The sequence below is a fragment of the Aquamicrobium sp. genome (assembly GCF_023954335.1).
Lineage (GTDB): Bacteria > Pseudomonadota > Alphaproteobacteria > Rhizobiales > Rhizobiaceae > Aerobium.
The window spans coordinates 1729301-1744642 of the sequence record NZ_JAMLIE010000001.1; the positions used below are offsets into that span (position 1 = coordinate 1729301).

Consider the following 15342-nt stretch of genomic DNA (forward strand, 5'->3'; position numbering starts at 1 on the left):
CGAGTTCGCTTCGAAGCCGACCTTGAGTGATGTAACCGGAATGAGGATTCGACAATCCGACCGCCGGACCGGGCTGGCCACCGATCGATGCTGGATTGCGGAGACGGCCGGTCTTCCAGACCTCGACATGCGCGATCGTTATTCGCCGGGTCATGGAGTTGTGCTCCCGAACCATCGACGGACCAGGGAGTATACAGGCGCTCCGCGGCCATAAACACGCGCTATTTTCCGCTCCGTCATTGCGCGCAGGGCGGCGAGGCGATCGGGATCGATCGGCGAGAAGTCCTCCACGCTGTGGAGCGAGGCGAGATCGGGATGGCCCGTGGTGCCGACGAGGTCGTAATCCACATTCGCGAACTGGATGCCGGCCTCGTCGCGGAGCCAGATGAGATCGGTGGAGCGTGCCACCTGCGCGGCCTCGATTTCCGGCTTCAGGGAAGGGCGCAGATTGCCACCGAGCGCGCGATCCGCTTCGTAGACGATCCGCACCGTTTTGCTCCGGCGCGAATCCCTGGCGTCCGGACTGGCATCGGGAGAGGAAGTCGAATGCGCGCGCGCGACTTCCTGAAGAATCACCATCGCTTCGTTCGAAATGCTTTCATTGCCGCGCTCGGCATTCCCGCCGCGTTCCAGCGCCGGCAGGTCGGGACGCAGGTACTTCGTGCAGAAATCCGTCACGATGTCGCCATTGGCGAAGTGTGCGGATTCAAAGACGTTGATCGACGTTTCAAAGCCATTTTCTCGATAAGCGTCGATTACGGAGCGATAGTAATCCTCCTGAAACAGCAATATCCCGCGAAACATGCGGATTCGCTGGTTCATCATTGAAAGAAAGAAACGCGCAGGATCACGCAAGTAGCCGACTGCCGTTATATGATCGCAAACCTCCAGCAGGCGCTTCCTGAAATATTCCGAGCGCGCTGCGTCAACATCCCAAAGCCATTCCCAACTGAGGATCAGCGTGTCGTGAGAATGCTGCTTCGTTTCGGCTTTGACCGAGTCCCAATAGCGTTCCGACAGTCGGCGGAGTTCATCGCCTTCCAGACCGTAGCGGCCGCGGATGACGTGATCGTCGCAACCTGTCAGGGCAGGTTTCGCGAGAGCATGGTTGTGAAAGGATGGCTTCGCCTTCGTCGGGTAAAGGACTCCCGCCTCCAGCAGCCGATCTGCGTTTGTCGACAGTACCGTCTGCAAAGCAGTCGTGCCGGTCTTGGGATGACCGATATGAAGGATCAGATGCGTCAAGCCGTCGCTTCCGTGTCAGTTGGCCGGAAAGAGCATCGAGACCGCATCAATATCGACGTACTGCTCCAGCCCCAGCAGCGTTCACAATCCCAATGCCCGGTTCCCCCTTGGTGTCCGTCAGTCTCTATCAGCCGTCCGCCGCCTCTTCAATGATGGCTTGTGGCGGTTGCCGGCTGCGTTCTGCGGCGGGCGCGTCTTCGCTGCCGGTCGGGGCGAGGGAAGTGTTGCAGCCGGGCGAGGCGATCCATATAAGGACGACGATCCAATGGACGGCGACCGCGGCTCGGCCCGAACAAGGGCCGGCGGCGGGATTTTCGCTTTAGCCGGCGCCCCGCGCGGTCGGACGGTATTTGTACAGCACGAGATCACCCGGACGGATCGGCGGGAAGGTAGAACGACATGGCGCCGCGATTGACCCATCTCCAGAAGCTGGAGGCGGAATCCATCCATATCTTCAGGGAGGTGGCAGCGAGCTTCTCCCGACCGGTCATGCTCTATTCGATCGGCAAGGATTCGTCCGTGCTGATGCATCTCGCCTTCAAGGCGTTCTATCCGGCCAAGCCCCCCTTTCCCTTCCTCCATGTCGACACGACGTGGAAGTTCCGCGAGATGATCGCGTTCCGCGACGCGATGGCGGCCCGGCTCGGCTTCGACCTGATCGTCCACATCAACGAGGACGGCGTGCGCGACGGCATCAGCCCGTTCCGGCACGGCTCCAACGCCCACACCCATGTCATGAAGACCGTGGCGCTTCGCCAGGCGCTCGACAAGTACCGCTTCGACGCGGCCTTCGGCGGCGCGCGGCGCGACGAGGAGAAGTCGCGCGCCAAGGAGCGCATCTTCTCCTTCCGCAACGCCAGCCACGCCTGGGATCCCAAGAACCAGCGCCCGGAGATGTGGAACATCTACAACACCCGCATCGCCGACGGGGAATCGATCCGGGTCTTTCCCCTGTCCAACTGGACCGAGCTCGACATCTGGCAGTACATCCTCCAGGAAAACATCCCCATCGTTCCGCTCTATCTGGCGAGGCCCCGCCCGGTCGTCGAGCGCGGCGGCATGCTCATCCTGAAGGACGACGAGCGCATGCAGCTCCTGCCGGGCGAAGAGGTGGTCGAGCGCCGGGTGCGGTTCCGCACGCTGGGCTGCTACCCGCTGACCGGCGCCATCGAATCCGACGCCGACACGCTCGAGGCCATCGTCGGCGAGATGCTGACGGCGCGCACCTCGGAGCGGCAGGGTCGGCTCATCGACCGCGACGAATCCAGCTCCATGGAAAAGAAGAAGCGCGAGGGGTATTTTTGACATGCGAGCCCCCATGCCGGAAAAGCGCGAGGGCGAGACGAGCGGCCGCGAGGACATCGCGGACGTGCGCGCCTATCTCGCCGCGCAGGAAAACAAGTCGCTGCTGCGCTTCCTGACCTGCGGCTCGGTCGACGACGGCAAGTCGACGCTGATCGGCCGCCTTCTCGCCGACACGCGCCAGATCTTCGAGGACCAGCTCGCCGCGCTGGCGCACGATTCGCGCCGCCACGGCACCACTGGCGACGAGGTGGATTTCGCCCTCCTGGTCGACGGCCTCGAGGCCGAGCGCGAGCAGGGCATCACCATCGACGTCGCCTATCGGTTCTTCGCGACGCCGGCCCGCAAGTTCATCGTCGCCGACACGCCCGGCCACGAGCAGTATACCCGCAACATGGCCACCGGCGCCTCGACCGCCGATCTCGCCATCGTCCTGATCGACGCCCGCCAGGGCGTCCTGCGCCAGACCCGGCGCCACACCGTCATCGCCTCGCTGCTCGGCATCCGCCACATCGTGCTCGCGGTCAACAAGATCGACCTCGTCGGCTTCGACCGCGGCGTGTTCGACCGGATCGTCGCCGACTATTGCGCATTCGCCGACGGGCTCGGCTTCTCCTCGATCCAGCCCGTCCCGCTCTCCGCCCGCTACGGCGACAATGTGTGCGACCGCTCGCAGCGCACACCCTGGTATGACGGCCCGACGCTGCTGTCGCATCTCGAAACCGTCCCGGTCGACGCGGAGGCCGCCGCGCTGCCGTTCCGCTTCCCGGTGCAGTATGTCAGCCGGCCGGACCTCGATTTCCGCGGCTTCGCCGGCACCATCGCCTCGGGCACCGTCGCGCCCGGCGATGGGGTCGTCGTCGCGAAGTCGGGCCTTGCCAGCCGGGTCAGGCGCATCGTCACCCATGACGGCGACCTCGACGTCGCCGTCGCCGGCCAGGCGGTGACGCTGGTGCTCGAGGACGAGGTGGAGGTCGCGCGCGGCAACATGCTGGTGACGCCGTCCGACCGGCCGGAGGTCGCCGACCAGTTCGCCGCCAATCTCGTCTGGTTCGACGAGCACGCGCTGATGCCCGGCCGCAACTATATCCTGCGCACGGCCACCGACCAGGCGAGCGCGACCGTCACCGATCTGAAGCACCGCATCGACATCAACGACTTCTCCCACGAGGCCGCCAAGTCGCTGGCGATGAACGAGGCTGGCGTCGTCAACATCTCGACGCGCATGCCGATCGCCTTCGACCCTTTCGCGCAGAACCGCGCGACCGGCGCCTTCATCCTCATCGACCCGCTGACCAACGCGACGGTCGGCGCCGGCATGATCCTGCACGGCCTGCGGCGGGCGCAGAACATCCACTGGCAGTCGCTGGACGTCGACAGGCGCGCCCGCGCCGACCTCAAGCACCAGAAGCCGGTGATGCTGTGGTTCACCGGCCTGTCGGGGTCCGGCAAGTCGACCATCGCCAACCTCCTGGAGCGCAAGCTGCACGCGGCCGGCCGCCACACCTACCTGCTCGACGGCGACAATGTGCGCCACGGGCTCAATCGCGACCTCGGCTTCACCGAGGCCGACCGGGTGGAGAACATCCGCCGCGTCGCCGAGGTCGGCAGGCTGATGGTCGATGCCGGCCTGATCGTGCTCGTCTCCTTCATCTCGCCGTTCCGGGCGGAGCGGCGGATGGCGCGCGAGCTGATGCCGGCGGGCGATTTCGTCGAGGTCTTCGTCGACACGCCGTTCGAGGAATGCGCCCGCCGCGATCCGAAGGGGCTTTATGCCCGCGCGCTGAAGGGCGAGATCAAGAACTTCACCGGCGTCGATTCCCCCTACGAGCCGCCGGAAACCCCGGAGATCCACCTGCGCACGCTCGGCCGCTCTCCCGAGGACATGGTCGAGATCCTAGACCGCTGGCTGGCGGCGCGCCATCTCGGCGAAGAGACGGACGGCAACGGCTCCGGCAGGTGACGGAACGGCGGGCAGGGGAGAGCCAAGGCCCGGCTATCTGTCGGTTCGCCTTGACGGAGTCGGGCGGACCGCGCCGGATACAGGCTGGCCCTGCCGGTGGCCCCAAGGCTAGTCGACGAACCGTCTTACGACCCATGAATAGCCGTCTCCCGCGTACCGAACCGGGGTGGTGACGACCGCCCGCAGCGATGCCTTGTCCGGAATGGCCTTTCTCACGACGCTCAGCGCGCGGGCGGCGAGATTCGCCTTCCCGTCGCCGTCCTCGATCGTCGCCGGCGTGTCGTCGCCGGCGGGGGCTCCCGCAAGTTCCGGCCCGGACGACGGTTCGATCGTATCCGCCACCGTCGTGCCGTTCGCGCCTTCGCAGACGGCGACGATGACGGGATAGTTCGCGTCCTGATGACGGCTCATGTAGGATTCGGCCTGCGCATCGCAGAGCGCGACCGTCTGCCATTGCTGGTCGACCGTGTCGATGTAGTGGCATTGCGTCACGCTGTCGTCGCAACCCATGATCGTCATGACAATGAGCGCAGCTTTCATGTTCGCCCTTTCGGAAACCGGTCCTCCGCTTAAGGGATCGAATTGCCGCCAAACTATGACACGGGACGCGCGTGCCGAGGGTGCGCCGATAAGGCTTGAGGGATCGGCCTGCGGCTTCTACGATAGGGGCCAACGACAACGATAAGACACGAAAAGGGGATACAATGACGATGATGAGGATCACGAAGCTGGCGGCGGCGACGGTGGTTGCATGCGCTGCCGCGTTCACGCTCGGCGCCCAGGAGATGAGCTTCTTTCGCATCGCCACGGGCGGCACCGCGGGCACCTACTTTCCCATCGGCGGGCTGATCGCCAACGCCATCTCCAACCCGCCCGGCTCGCGCCCGTGCGAGGAGGGCGGCAGCTGCGGCGCCCCCGGCCTCGTCGCCACGGCGCTCGCCTCCAACGGCTCGGTCGCCAACATCAACGGCATCGCCGGCGGCTCGCTCGAGTCCGGCTTCTCGCAGTCCGACGTCGCCTACTGGGCCTATACCGGCACCGGCGTGTTCGAAGGCCAGGCCAAGGTCGAGGGCCTGCGCACGATCGCCAACCTCTATCCCGAGAGCATCCATATCGTCGCCCGCGCCGATTCCGGCATCGACAGCGTCGCCGACCTGAAGGGCAAGAAGGTCTCGCTCGACGAGCCCGGCTCCGGCACGCTGGTCGACGCGCGGCTGATCCTCGCGGCCTACGGCATAACCGAGACCGATATCGAGCCGGAATATCTCAAGCCGAACCAGGCCGCCGACCTGATGCGCGACGGCAACATGGACGCCTTCTTCTTCGTCGGCGGCTTCCCCGCCGGCGCGATCGCCGAGCTGGCGACCAGCCGCTCGATCAAGCTGGTGCCGATCACCGGCGCGGAGGCCGACGCCGTGACCGGCGAATACGGCTTCTTCTCGAAGAACACCGTGCCGGGCGGCACCTATGAAGGCGTCACGGACGACGTCCAGACCCTCGCGGTCGGCGCCCAGTGGGTCGTCGGCGCGAGCCAGCCCGACGATCTCGTCTACGAGATCACCAAGGCGTTGTGGAACGAGAATTCCCGCCGCCTGCTCGATTCCGGCCACGTCAAGGGCAAGGAAATCCGGCTGGAGACTGCGCTCGAAGGCATCGGCGTGCCGCTGCATCCGGGGGCGGAGCGCTACTATCGCGAGGCGGGCCTCGTAATCCCCGGCGTGCAGTAGTCCATCGCACGGATAGGACCGGCAGGACCGGCGCTGGCGCCGGTCCTGTTTTCCCGGTTCGATCCGGTTCCCTTGTTTCCTGGCGGTGGACACGGCCATGACCGAGACGACCACGCTCGACGAGCAAAAAGCGCGCGAGTTGGAGGAGAAGTTCGACGCCGAGATCCGGTTCCGCCCGCTGGGCCCGGTGGCCGGATGGCTGGCCGCGGCGGCGCTGTTCTCGCTCTCGGCCTTCCACTACTACACCGCCGGCTTCGGTCTCCTGCGCGAGGTGACGCATCGCGGCGTCCACATGGCGTTCGTGCTGGCGCTGATCTTCCTCGTCTTCTCTGGCCGGCGCGGCGACACGAAGCTCTACGGCTCGTCGCTGTGGCGGCCGGCGGGCATCCCGCTCTACGACTGGGCGTTCATGGCGGCTGCCGTCGTCAGCACGCTCTACGTGCCGTGGATCTTCCACGATCTCGCCTTCCGCGTCGGCAACCCGCTGCCCGTGGACGTGGCGATGGGCACGCTGCTGATCCTCGTGCTGCTTGAGGCCACGCGCCGCTCGATGGGCTGGCCGCTGCCGGTCATTGCCGTGATCGTGATGCTCTACGCACTCTACGGTCGCTATGCCCCCGGCATGCTCGTCCATCCCGGCGCGTCGTGGCCCTCGGTCGTCAATCATCTCTACCTCACAAGCCAGGGCATCTACGGCCTGCCCGTGGGTGTGGTGGCGACCTATGTCTTCCACTTCGTGCTGTTCGGCGTGCTGGCCACCCGCATGGGGCTGGGCCAGCTCTTCATCGATATGGCGACCGCGCTGGCGGGCCGCTATTCCGGCGGGCCGGCCAAGGTGGCGGTGGTGTCGTCGGCGCTGATGGGCACCATCACCGGCTCCTCGATCGCCAACGCGGTGACGACCGGCGCGCTGACGATCCCGGCGATGATCCGCATCGGCTACAAGCGCCATTTCGCGGCGGCCGTCGAGGCGGCGGCCTCCACCGGCGGCCAGATCACCCCGCCGATCATGGGCGCGGCCGCGTTCCTGATGATCGAGTTCCTTGGCATCCCCTACACCCACATCATGATCGCGGCGCTCGTGCCGGCCTTCATGCATTTCTTCGGCGTGCTGATGCAGGTCCATTTCGAGGCCAAGCGCCGCGGCCTGCGCGGCCTGACGAAGGAGGAGATGCCGCAGATATGGAAGGTGCTCAGGCGCGACTGGCCGACGCTGTTCCCGCTCTTCGTGCTGATCGGCATCCTGATGAACGGCTATACGCCCTATCTGGCCGCGTTCTGGGGCATCACGCTCTGCATCCTCGTCGGGCTGCTCAACCCGCGCAACCGGCTGAGCGTCCGGGACGTGCTGGAGGGCTTCGTCACCGGCGCCAAATACGCGCTCGCCGTCGGGGCGGCGGCGGCCACGGTCGGCATCATCATCGGCGTCGTCACGCTGACCGGCGTCTCGTTCAAGGTCGCCTACATGGTCACCTCGACCGCGTCGGGCTGGGCGACGGCGATGGAGCCCTATATCCCGTTCGGCCTGATGAGCGTTGCCGGGCTGACGCTGCTGATGACGCTGCTTCTAACCGCCGTGGTCTGCATCGTCATGGGGACCGGCGTGCCGACCACCGCCAACTACCTGATCATGGTGGCGGTGACCGCGCCGATCCTGGCGCTGCTCGGCGTCGAGCCGATCGTCGCCCATTTCTTCGTCTTCTATTACGGCATCCTCGCCGACATCACGCCGCCGGTGGCGCTGTGCGCCTACGCAACGGCCGGCATCGCCAATTCCAATCCGTTCTCGACCGGCAACACCGCCTTCCGTCTGTCGATGGGCAAGGCGCTGGTGCCGTTCGTGTTCGTGTTCTCGCCGTCGATGCTTATCATGGTGCAGAACTTCTCGCTGAGCGAGTTCCTGCTGTCGACCTATGGCTGCGTGCTCGGCATCACCGCGCTGTCGGCCGCCTTCTCCGACTACCTCGCCGACCGGCTGTGGTGGTGGGAAAGGATGCTGCTCGCCTTCGCGGCGATCCTGCTGGTCGCGCCCGAACTGACGACCACCATCGTCGGCACGCTGATCTTCCTGCCGGTCGCGCTGAGGCCGCTGCTCCGGAAGCGTGACGCCGTGGCAGAGCCGGCCTGAGACGTCGCTATTCTCGCGGAATGCGCCAGTCCGGATCGGCGTCCAGCATGTCGCCGATCGTGATGACGCTCCCGATCGTGCTGCCGCTGATCACCGCGGCGGGCTACGACAAGGTCTGGTTCGGCGTCTTCCCGATCATCGTCGTCGAGATGGCCCAGATCACGCCGCCGGTGGGGATGAACATCTTCGTCATCCAGGCGCTGACGGGCGAGAAGCTGGGCACCGTGGTCAAGGCGGCCTTCTCCTTCTTCGTGCTGATAGTGTCCTTCACCTTCGTCCTCGCCGTCTTTCCCGAGATCGTCATGTTCCTGCCGTCGCTGCTGTGAGGCGCACGGCCTCGCCTCCCGGCGAAGCCATCGGTTTCGAAGTCAGCGGCCGCTCCCGCTCGTCGCGACACGATCCGGGTGCCTGGCGGCGAAATAGCCGGATGGCGGGAGCGGAATGGCGAACCACAACAGGGTCAGCACGCCCAGCAGGAGCAGCCAGAAGGGCAGGGGACGCGAGGGCTCGGGCTTGAAGCCGGCGAGGATCGCGAGCGCGTCACGCGCCCGCGATCGGGGAACCAGAATGGCGATGCCGCCCAGCGCGACCGTGTAGTGCCACGCGACGGAAGCCGTCTGGCGCGTTTGCGGATGCGCGAATATGCCCGCCGATTCCAGCATGGCGCAGGCCATCTGCGCCTCCATCTGGCCATAGGCATGGCCGACGGCCACGAGGTTGGCGCTCTCAGGCGAGTCGATAGGCGTCATGGTCCCGTGCAGGCATGGTTTCTACAGTTCGCGCACGAACGCCGCGAAATCCGCGCGCAGCTCCGACAGCCTTTGCTCCGCCTGCCGGCGGCGCTCGCCCAGCTCGGCGATACGGTTCTCCTCGTCCTCCAGCATGGAGACGTAGCGCTGGCCGAGCCCGCTGTCGCCCGGCACGGCGGCGAGGTTCTCGCGGATGCGGGCCTGATTTTCCGACGCCTGTTCCACCTCACGCCCGATCTCGGCGACCTGCGTTTCCGCGCGCGCGATCTCGCGCCGGCGCTCAGCGAGGTCGGTCAGCTTCCCGGCGGTCTGCTGATCGTCGATCTGGCCAGACCAGAAGACGAGCGTGTCCGTGTCGGCCTCGACCAGCCCGATGCTCTCCGTCTCGGTCCGCTCGAAGGTCGCGGCGATCCTCGCCGTCCCGCCCGCCTCCAGCTCGGCGCGCAGCCGGTGATGGGTCGGCGTCTCCTCGTCCAGCGCCGGGGAGGAGAAGCGCCAGCCCGGCCTGCGCGGGTGCTCGATCATGATGGTGCGCGGCGCGTCCTCCGCGCCGTGGATGGTATAGGTCGTGGTGGCGCGGGTGATGCTCGTCGCCCTCAGCACGCCTTCGGCGAGGCTGGCGCGGTAGAGGATCTCGTCGCGTCCCGCCTCTGTCGTCACCTCGACCTTGCGGTCGGCGGCGAAGCTCACCATCCGGCTTTCGTCCGGGGGCAGGCCCTGCAACTGGGCGTCGCCCGCATAGCCTTCCCCGTCCGGCGCATAGACGGTGACGATGCCGGCCGGCAGGCTGGCGCCCGTGGTGTTCTCGATCCTGATCGCCGAGATCGGGTGGACGTCGCCGCGCTCGGGCTGGAACAGCGAGATGCGCTCCGCGGTCAGCGTGGCGTCGATGAAGGGTACGGAGAGGGTGCGTCCGGCCGGCAGGTCGACGGGGGCGGGCAGGCGATAGACGGCGGCCGCCTCGCCCTCGGCCGCGACGGCCTGCGCGGCTGGAGCCGATGGCGACACGGGCGCCGGCGCCGCCTGCGGCGCGGCGACCATCTTGCGCCCGAGAGAGGCGGCCTGGTCCGAGAAGAGCTCGACCTCCTCGGCCGCGACCCCCCTGAAGCGGTCGGGTCGGGGCGGTTCTGCGGTCTGCGCCATCACGGGGATTTCCGGCCGCTCGTGCCAGTAACGCTGGTGAAGACGCTGCGCGAGCGTGACCGGCGCGCCGGAGGAAAGGGTGACGGCGACGCCGCCCCAGTCCTCGCCGGTCGCGTTCTCGATCACCGCCCAGGCCTGGAGCCGGGCCTCCTCCGCGGAGCCCAGCATCAGGCGGTAGGCCGTCTTCCAGACCGGCGCGGGCACGACATAGTCGAGGAACACGTCGCGTTGCCCGTCGCCCTCCAGCGCGATCGCGACGGTGCGCGTGCCGTCCGTGCGGCCGCGGCCGCTGACGGCGGCCGCCTCGCGCAGGCTGTCGCGCATCGCCGGGTCGAGAATGTCGAGCTCGGTGTCGGCCCGCAGCCGCAGCACCGCGATCCGGCCCTCCGCGGTCATGACCGACAATAGCGGCTCGCGCGCGGCGTCGGCGCCTTCGCCCGGCTGTGCCGTTTCCACGCCGAGCACCGTGCCTTCGACGGTGCGGCCGCCGGAGGAGGCGCGCACGGCGATGCCCTGCAGCGCGGCGAGCAGGCGCGGCAGCGCATTCATGTCGTCCGGCGAGAAGGGCAGGCGGCGGAAGGTCTCCTCGACCGGCGACAGCCCGTCCAGCGACATCGAGGCGACGCCGCCGGCGGGGTCGCGCACGATGAGGCTCTTGAGGATGTCGTCCACCTGATCGAGCGGGACATCGAAGCCGAACCCGGCCGCGCCGTCGACCCGCACGCTGCGGCGGATCTCGGCGAGCCCGCCCGACGACAGCGTGACGGCCTCGATCCGTTGCCGCGCATCGTCCTGCGCCAGCGCCAGTCCGACCGGCAGCGCGATCACCGCGCAGGCGCCGATCAGCACCTTGCTCAAACCGGCAAGAACGCCCGCTTCGCCTGTCCTCATCGATGGCCTCCCTTGGCTCGCATCCGTCGTTCAGCCGCGCCCGTGGCCGGCTCTACTCTCCCGCCCTCAGGCAGCACCCGCCATGGACGGTCCCGTCCGGCGTGACCACGATCCCCTCATAGGGAAACCCGATGTCGCTCATCCCGTCGGAGCAGAAGCGCTGGTTGCGCCACGCGGCCAGATGGCCGACGCCGTCCCCGCCCTCCAGCCGGATGGCGTAGCGTCCGGTCAGGCCGGCGGCGCGCGTCATCGGGCCGGCCTGCCAGGTCTTTGCCTCGTCCGTCGGCGTCTCGAACCGCGCCTCGCCGCCCGTCACGCTCACGCTCCAGAACGGCTCCGTGCCGGTGCAGCGCAGCGGAAACGTCTCGTCGCCGGTGGGCGGCGCATCGTCGACGGGCGTGAGATAACGGGCATTGACCCAGCTGAGGCCGTCGCCGCCGACCACCTGCCACCAGACCGCCCCGTTCGCCTCCATCCGCGTGCCGGCGACCGCCACGCCGCTCGCATCCGGCTCCAGCGTGCCGGTGATCTGCGCCGTCGGGTCGGGCTGCGCGCGGATGTTGAGGACGTCGCCGGCCGCCACGCCGGTCACGCGGTAGAGCCGCGCCGGCTCGGGCGTCTGCTCCTCTGTTGCCAGCGCCGGCAGGGAAAGCAACGTCACCATCGCGACGAGCGCGGCGATCCTGAGGCGCATGACGGTTCTCCTTGCTGCGGCCGTTCTGCGGAGGGTAGCTCGCCTGTCTGTCGCGCAACAGCGGCAAATGGATGGCAAGGAGATATTTCAGATCGGCCCGTCGCGGGCGCGGGCTTCAGCCGCGCCGGGCGGCCTCGATCGCGGCGACGTCGATCTTCTTCATGTCCATCATCGCCTCGAAGGCGCGTTTCGCTTCGGCGCCGCCGGCGGCCATCGCCTCGGTCAGGACGCGCGGCGTGATCTGCCACGAGATGCCCCATCTGTCCCTGCACCAGCCGCACACGCTTTCCTCGCCGCCATTGCCGACGATGGCGTTCCAGTACCGGTCTGTCTCTTCCTGGTCGTCCGTGGCGACCTGGAACGAGAAGGCTTCGCTGTGCTTGAACGCCGGCCCGCCATTGAGACCGATGCAGGGGATGCCGAGGACGGTGAAATCGACCGTCAGGACATCGCCCGCCTTGCCGGACGGATAGTCGCTGGGGGCATGGTGGACGGCGTTCACCGCGCTGTCGGGAAAGGTCTCGGCGTAGAAGCGGGCAGCGGCCTCGGCGTCCTTGTCGTACCAGATGCAGACGGTGTTCTTTGCAATGGTCATCGCTTGTCCTTTCGCCTTTGGGGTCAGTCCGGATCCGGCATCTTGTTGAGGTGCAGGATGTTGCCGTCCGGGTCTTTGAACCAGACGAGCTTCATGCCGTCGGCATGATGGATGTTGTCGCGGAACGCGCCGATTTCGGGATAGTGCTCGAAGACGACGCCTTTGGCGGCGAGGTCGGCGACGATCGCCTCGATATCGCCCTCGACGTCCCAGACCGCGGCGTTGGCGCGGTTGGTGCCGGCCGCGTCCGAGCGGTAGACGACGAGCCGCGTGGCGCCGGTGCGGAACGCCATCACCCCGTCCATCTCCTCTTCGACGAGTTCGAGGCCGAGCACCTGCGAATAGAAGCGCCGCGCACGCGCGATGTCGGAAACCGCGACGATGGCCGAGGAATTCCAGTCCCTGAGCATGGCCTCCTCCTCTATAGCCAGCTTGACGATAATGTTGATATCAACATAATTAACCGATGTCCAGCCGAACGCCGAATCACGAAATCGTACCGCTCGAAACGACGCATTACGTGCGCGACCATTGCCTGTGCCTCTACGCGCAGCGCGCCGCGCGGATGCTCGCGCGCCGCTTCGACGAGGCGCTGCGGCCGCTGGGCCTCACGAGCGGCCAGTTCTCGCTTCTGATGTCGCTGAACCGCCCGCTGCCGCCGACGCTCGGCTCGGTGGCCGCGCTTCTGGCCATGGATCGCACGACGCTGACCGCGAACCTCAAGCCGCTGGAGCGCGACGGGCTGATCGAGCTGCGGCCCGACGAGAAGGACCGGCGCGCCCGCCGCCTCGTGTTGACCGAGAGGGGGCGCGGCCTCCTGTTCCGCGCCGTTCCGGTCTGGACGGCGACGCATCGCGATATCGAGGCCATGCTGGCCGCCGGCGGCGCCGACCGCCTGCGGGCGGACCTCAACGCGCTTCTGGGCCGCGACGACGGGAAGGATCGCTCTTAGGACCCCTCCCGCCGCAGCCGCTCATTTCTTGATCCGCCAGCCGGTGCGGAAGATGGCCCATATCGCGACGAGGCATGCGGCCAGGAAGGCGCTGATCGCGACGAGGCTGATGCCGACGGCGACGTCGGCCTGCCCGTAGAACGACCAGCGGAAGCCGCTGACGAGATAGAGCACCGGGTTGAAATGGCTGACCGCCTGCCAGAAGGGCGGCAGCATGTCGATCGAATAGAAGGCGCCGCCGAGGAAGACGAGCGGCATGACGATCAGCATGGGAATGAGCTGGAGCCGCTCGAAATTGTCGGCCCAGATGCCGATGATGAAGCCGAACAGCGAAAAGGTCACCGCCGTCAGCACCAGGAAGACGGCCATGACGAACGGATGCGCGATCTCGATGGGCACGAACAGCGCCGCCGTGGCGAGGATGAGCAGGCCGAGCGCCACCGCCTTGGTGGCGGCCGCGCCGACATAGCCGACGACCAGCTCCATGGCGGAGACCGGCGCCGACAAAAGCTCGTAGATCGTGCCGACGAATTTCGGGAAGTAGATGCCGAAGGAGCCGACGGCGATCGCCTGGGTGATCATGGTCATCATGATCAGGCCCGGCACGATGAAGGCGCCGTAGGACACGCCGCCGATGTCCTCCATGCGGCTGCCGATGGCGCCGCCGAAGACGACGAAATAGAGCGAGGTGGACAGGACCGGCGAGACGATGCTCTGCCAGAAGGTGCGCCACCAGCGCGCCATCTCGAACCTGTAGATGGCGCGGATCGCGAGGAGATTCATTGCGCGGCCTCCTTGCGGGCATCCCGCCGCACGAGGTTGACGAAGATCTCCTCGAGCGAGTTCTGGCGGGTGGAGATGTCGCGCATGGCGATGCCCTCGCTGCGCAGGTCGGAGAGCAGCGCGGAGATGCCGGTGCGCTCCGCGTTGACGTCGTAGCTGTAGGCGAGCGTCGTTCCGTCCCCGCCGAGCGCGAGGCCGTAGCGCGACAGCGCCGCCGGCACGGCGTCGAGCTTCTCGCGCAGCTCGATGGTCAGCACCTTCTCGCCCATCTTTCGCATCAGCGCGTCCTTGGCCTCGACCAGCACCAGCTCGCCATGGTTGATGACGCCGACGCGGTCGGCGATCTCCTCCGCCTCCTCGATGTAGTGGGTGGTGAGGATGATGGTGACGCCGGAGCGGTTGAGCCGCCGGATCAGCTCCCACATCGACTTGCGCAGCTCGACGTCGACGCCGGCGGTCGGCTCGTCGAGGAACAGGATGCGCGGCTCGTGCGCCAGCGCCTTGGCGATCATGACGCGCCGCTTCATGCCGCCCGACAGGTTGATGATCTTCTCCTTGCGCTTGTCGAGGAGGGAAAGGTCGGCAAGCACCTCCTCGACCTTGGCGTCGTCGCGCGGCTTGCCGAACAGGCCGCGCGAGAAGGAGACCGAGGCCCAGACGGTCTCGAAGGCATCGACATGCATCTCCTGCGGCACCAGCCCGATCAGGCTGCGCGCGGCGCGGTAGTCGCGCACGATGTCGTGCCCGCCGGCCGTGACGGAGCCGCCGCTGGCGTTGACGATGCCGCAGACGATGGAGATCAGCGTGGTCTTGCCGGCGCCGTTCGGCCCGAGAAGGGCGAGGATCTCGCCCTCCATGATGTCGAGGTCGACGCCCTTCAGCGCCTCGAAGCCGTTCTGGTAGGTCTTCGTCAGGTTCCTGACGGATATGACTGGCTGCATGGTCCGGTCCCGTGTGAGCTGTAGAGGGCGCATATAGGTCTCCGCGAGGCGACCGTCACCCGGCGCGTTGCTGACCGGAGCGCTCTTTCGCGTCGATCCCGGTCGGAGGCTGGACACCCCTCGCAAAGGATTCACGCTCTGCGGTGGTCCCGGAAAGGTCGGAAGCATGAGAAGAAATGGCTGCCGTTTCTGAATACGTATCGAACCATGTGCATCGCGCCGGAGCCCG

Annotated in this window: 15 protein-coding genes; 6 read left to right on the forward strand and 9 right to left on the reverse strand. The window is 67.1% G+C overall.

The features are described 5' to 3' along the window. Positions 1 to 150: 150 nt before the first annotated feature. Complete coding sequence (locus M9945_RS08630; protein WP_367930783.1) at positions 151 to 1245, reverse strand: hypothetical protein; 1095 nt, start codon at positions 1243 to 1245, stop codon at positions 151 to 153. Positions 1246 to 1644: 399 nt separating this feature from the next. Between M9945_RS08630 and cysD the strand changes: the two genes are divergently transcribed. After that, complete coding sequence (cysD, locus tag M9945_RS08635) at positions 1645 to 2550, forward strand: sulfate adenylyltransferase subunit CysD (RefSeq protein ID WP_367944171.1); 906 nt, start codon at positions 1645 to 1647, stop codon at positions 2548 to 2550. A gap of 13 nt (positions 2551 to 2563) precedes the next feature. Next, positions 2564 to 4510 carry a sulfate adenylyltransferase subunit CysN gene (gene cysN / locus M9945_RS08640; protein ID WP_367944803.1) on the forward strand — a complete coding sequence of 649 codons (1947 nt, stop codon included), beginning with the start codon at positions 2564 to 2566 and terminating at the stop codon, positions 4508 to 4510. A gap of 108 nt (positions 4511 to 4618) precedes the next feature. On the opposite strand, the gene M9945_RS08645 is transcribed toward cysN, so the two are convergent. Next, positions 4619 to 5050, reverse strand: a complete 432-nt coding sequence (locus tag M9945_RS08645; RefSeq protein WP_367944172.1) for a hypothetical protein — start codon at positions 5048 to 5050, stop codon at positions 4619 to 4621. 164 nt (positions 5051 to 5214) lie between these two features. On the opposite strand from M9945_RS08645, the gene M9945_RS08650 reads away from it, so the two are divergent. The 3 genes from M9945_RS08650 (at position 5215) to M9945_RS08660 (ending at position 8691) form a co-directional block, all read left to right on the forward strand. Further along, a complete protein-coding gene (locus tag M9945_RS08650) occupies positions 5215 to 6237 on the forward strand; it encodes a TAXI family TRAP transporter solute-binding subunit (RefSeq protein ID WP_367944173.1) in 1023 nt (340 codons plus the stop codon). 97 nt (positions 6238 to 6334) lie between these two features. Continuing rightward, entirely contained in the window at positions 6335 to 8365 is a 2031-nt protein-coding gene (locus M9945_RS08655) for a TRAP transporter permease (RefSeq protein ID WP_367944174.1), read from the forward strand. 47 nt (positions 8366 to 8412) lie between these two features. Continuing rightward, positions 8413 to 8691, forward strand: coding sequence for a TRAP transporter large permease subunit (locus M9945_RS08660; protein ID WP_367931806.1), 279 nt, complete (start codon positions 8413 to 8415; stop codon positions 8689 to 8691). 42 nt (positions 8692 to 8733) lie between these two features. Here the strand turns inward: M9945_RS08660 and M9945_RS08665 are convergent, their stop codons facing one another. From M9945_RS08665 to M9945_RS08685, 5 genes are all read right to left on the reverse strand, one after another. Then, positions 8734 to 9114 (reverse strand): hypothetical protein, encoded by a 381-nt coding sequence (locus tag M9945_RS08665; protein WP_367931805.1) that lies wholly within the window; start codon positions 9112 to 9114, stop codon positions 8734 to 8736. A gap of 21 nt (positions 9115 to 9135) precedes the next feature. Further along, complete coding sequence (locus M9945_RS08670; RefSeq protein WP_367944175.1) at positions 9136 to 11148, reverse strand: DUF4139 domain-containing protein; 2013 nt, start codon at positions 11146 to 11148, stop codon at positions 9136 to 9138. A 52-nt stretch (positions 11149 to 11200) separates the two neighbouring features. After that, entirely contained in the window at positions 11201 to 11842 is a 642-nt protein-coding gene (locus M9945_RS08675; RefSeq protein ID WP_367944176.1) for a hypothetical protein, read from the reverse strand. Positions 11843 to 11957: 115 nt separating this feature from the next. Beyond that, positions 11958 to 12431: a VOC family protein gene (locus M9945_RS08680; protein ID WP_367931807.1), complete on the reverse strand. Its 474-nt coding sequence runs from the start codon at positions 12429 to 12431 to the stop codon at positions 11958 to 11960. 29 nt (positions 12432 to 12460) lie between these two features. Continuing rightward, complete coding sequence (locus M9945_RS08685) at positions 12461 to 12847, reverse strand: VOC family protein (RefSeq protein WP_367931462.1); 387 nt, start codon at positions 12845 to 12847, stop codon at positions 12461 to 12463. A 56-nt stretch (positions 12848 to 12903) separates the two neighbouring features. Between M9945_RS08685 and M9945_RS08690 the strand changes: the two genes are divergently transcribed. Further along, positions 12904 to 13389, forward strand: a complete 486-nt coding sequence (locus M9945_RS08690) for a MarR family winged helix-turn-helix transcriptional regulator (protein ID WP_367944177.1) — start codon at positions 12904 to 12906, stop codon at positions 13387 to 13389. A 21-nt stretch (positions 13390 to 13410) separates the two neighbouring features. Here the strand turns inward: M9945_RS08690 and M9945_RS08695 are convergent, their stop codons facing one another. Beyond that, positions 13411 to 14172, reverse strand: coding sequence for an ABC transporter permease (locus M9945_RS08695; RefSeq protein ID WP_367944178.1), 762 nt, complete (start codon positions 14170 to 14172; stop codon positions 13411 to 13413). Then, positions 14169 to 15113: an ABC transporter ATP-binding protein gene (locus M9945_RS08700; protein ID WP_367931465.1), complete on the reverse strand. Its 945-nt coding sequence runs from the start codon at positions 15111 to 15113 to the stop codon at positions 14169 to 14171. Before M9945_RS08700 ends, M9945_RS08695 begins: the two co-directional genes overlap by 4 nt. Between the last annotated feature and the right edge of the window lie 229 nt (positions 15114 to 15342).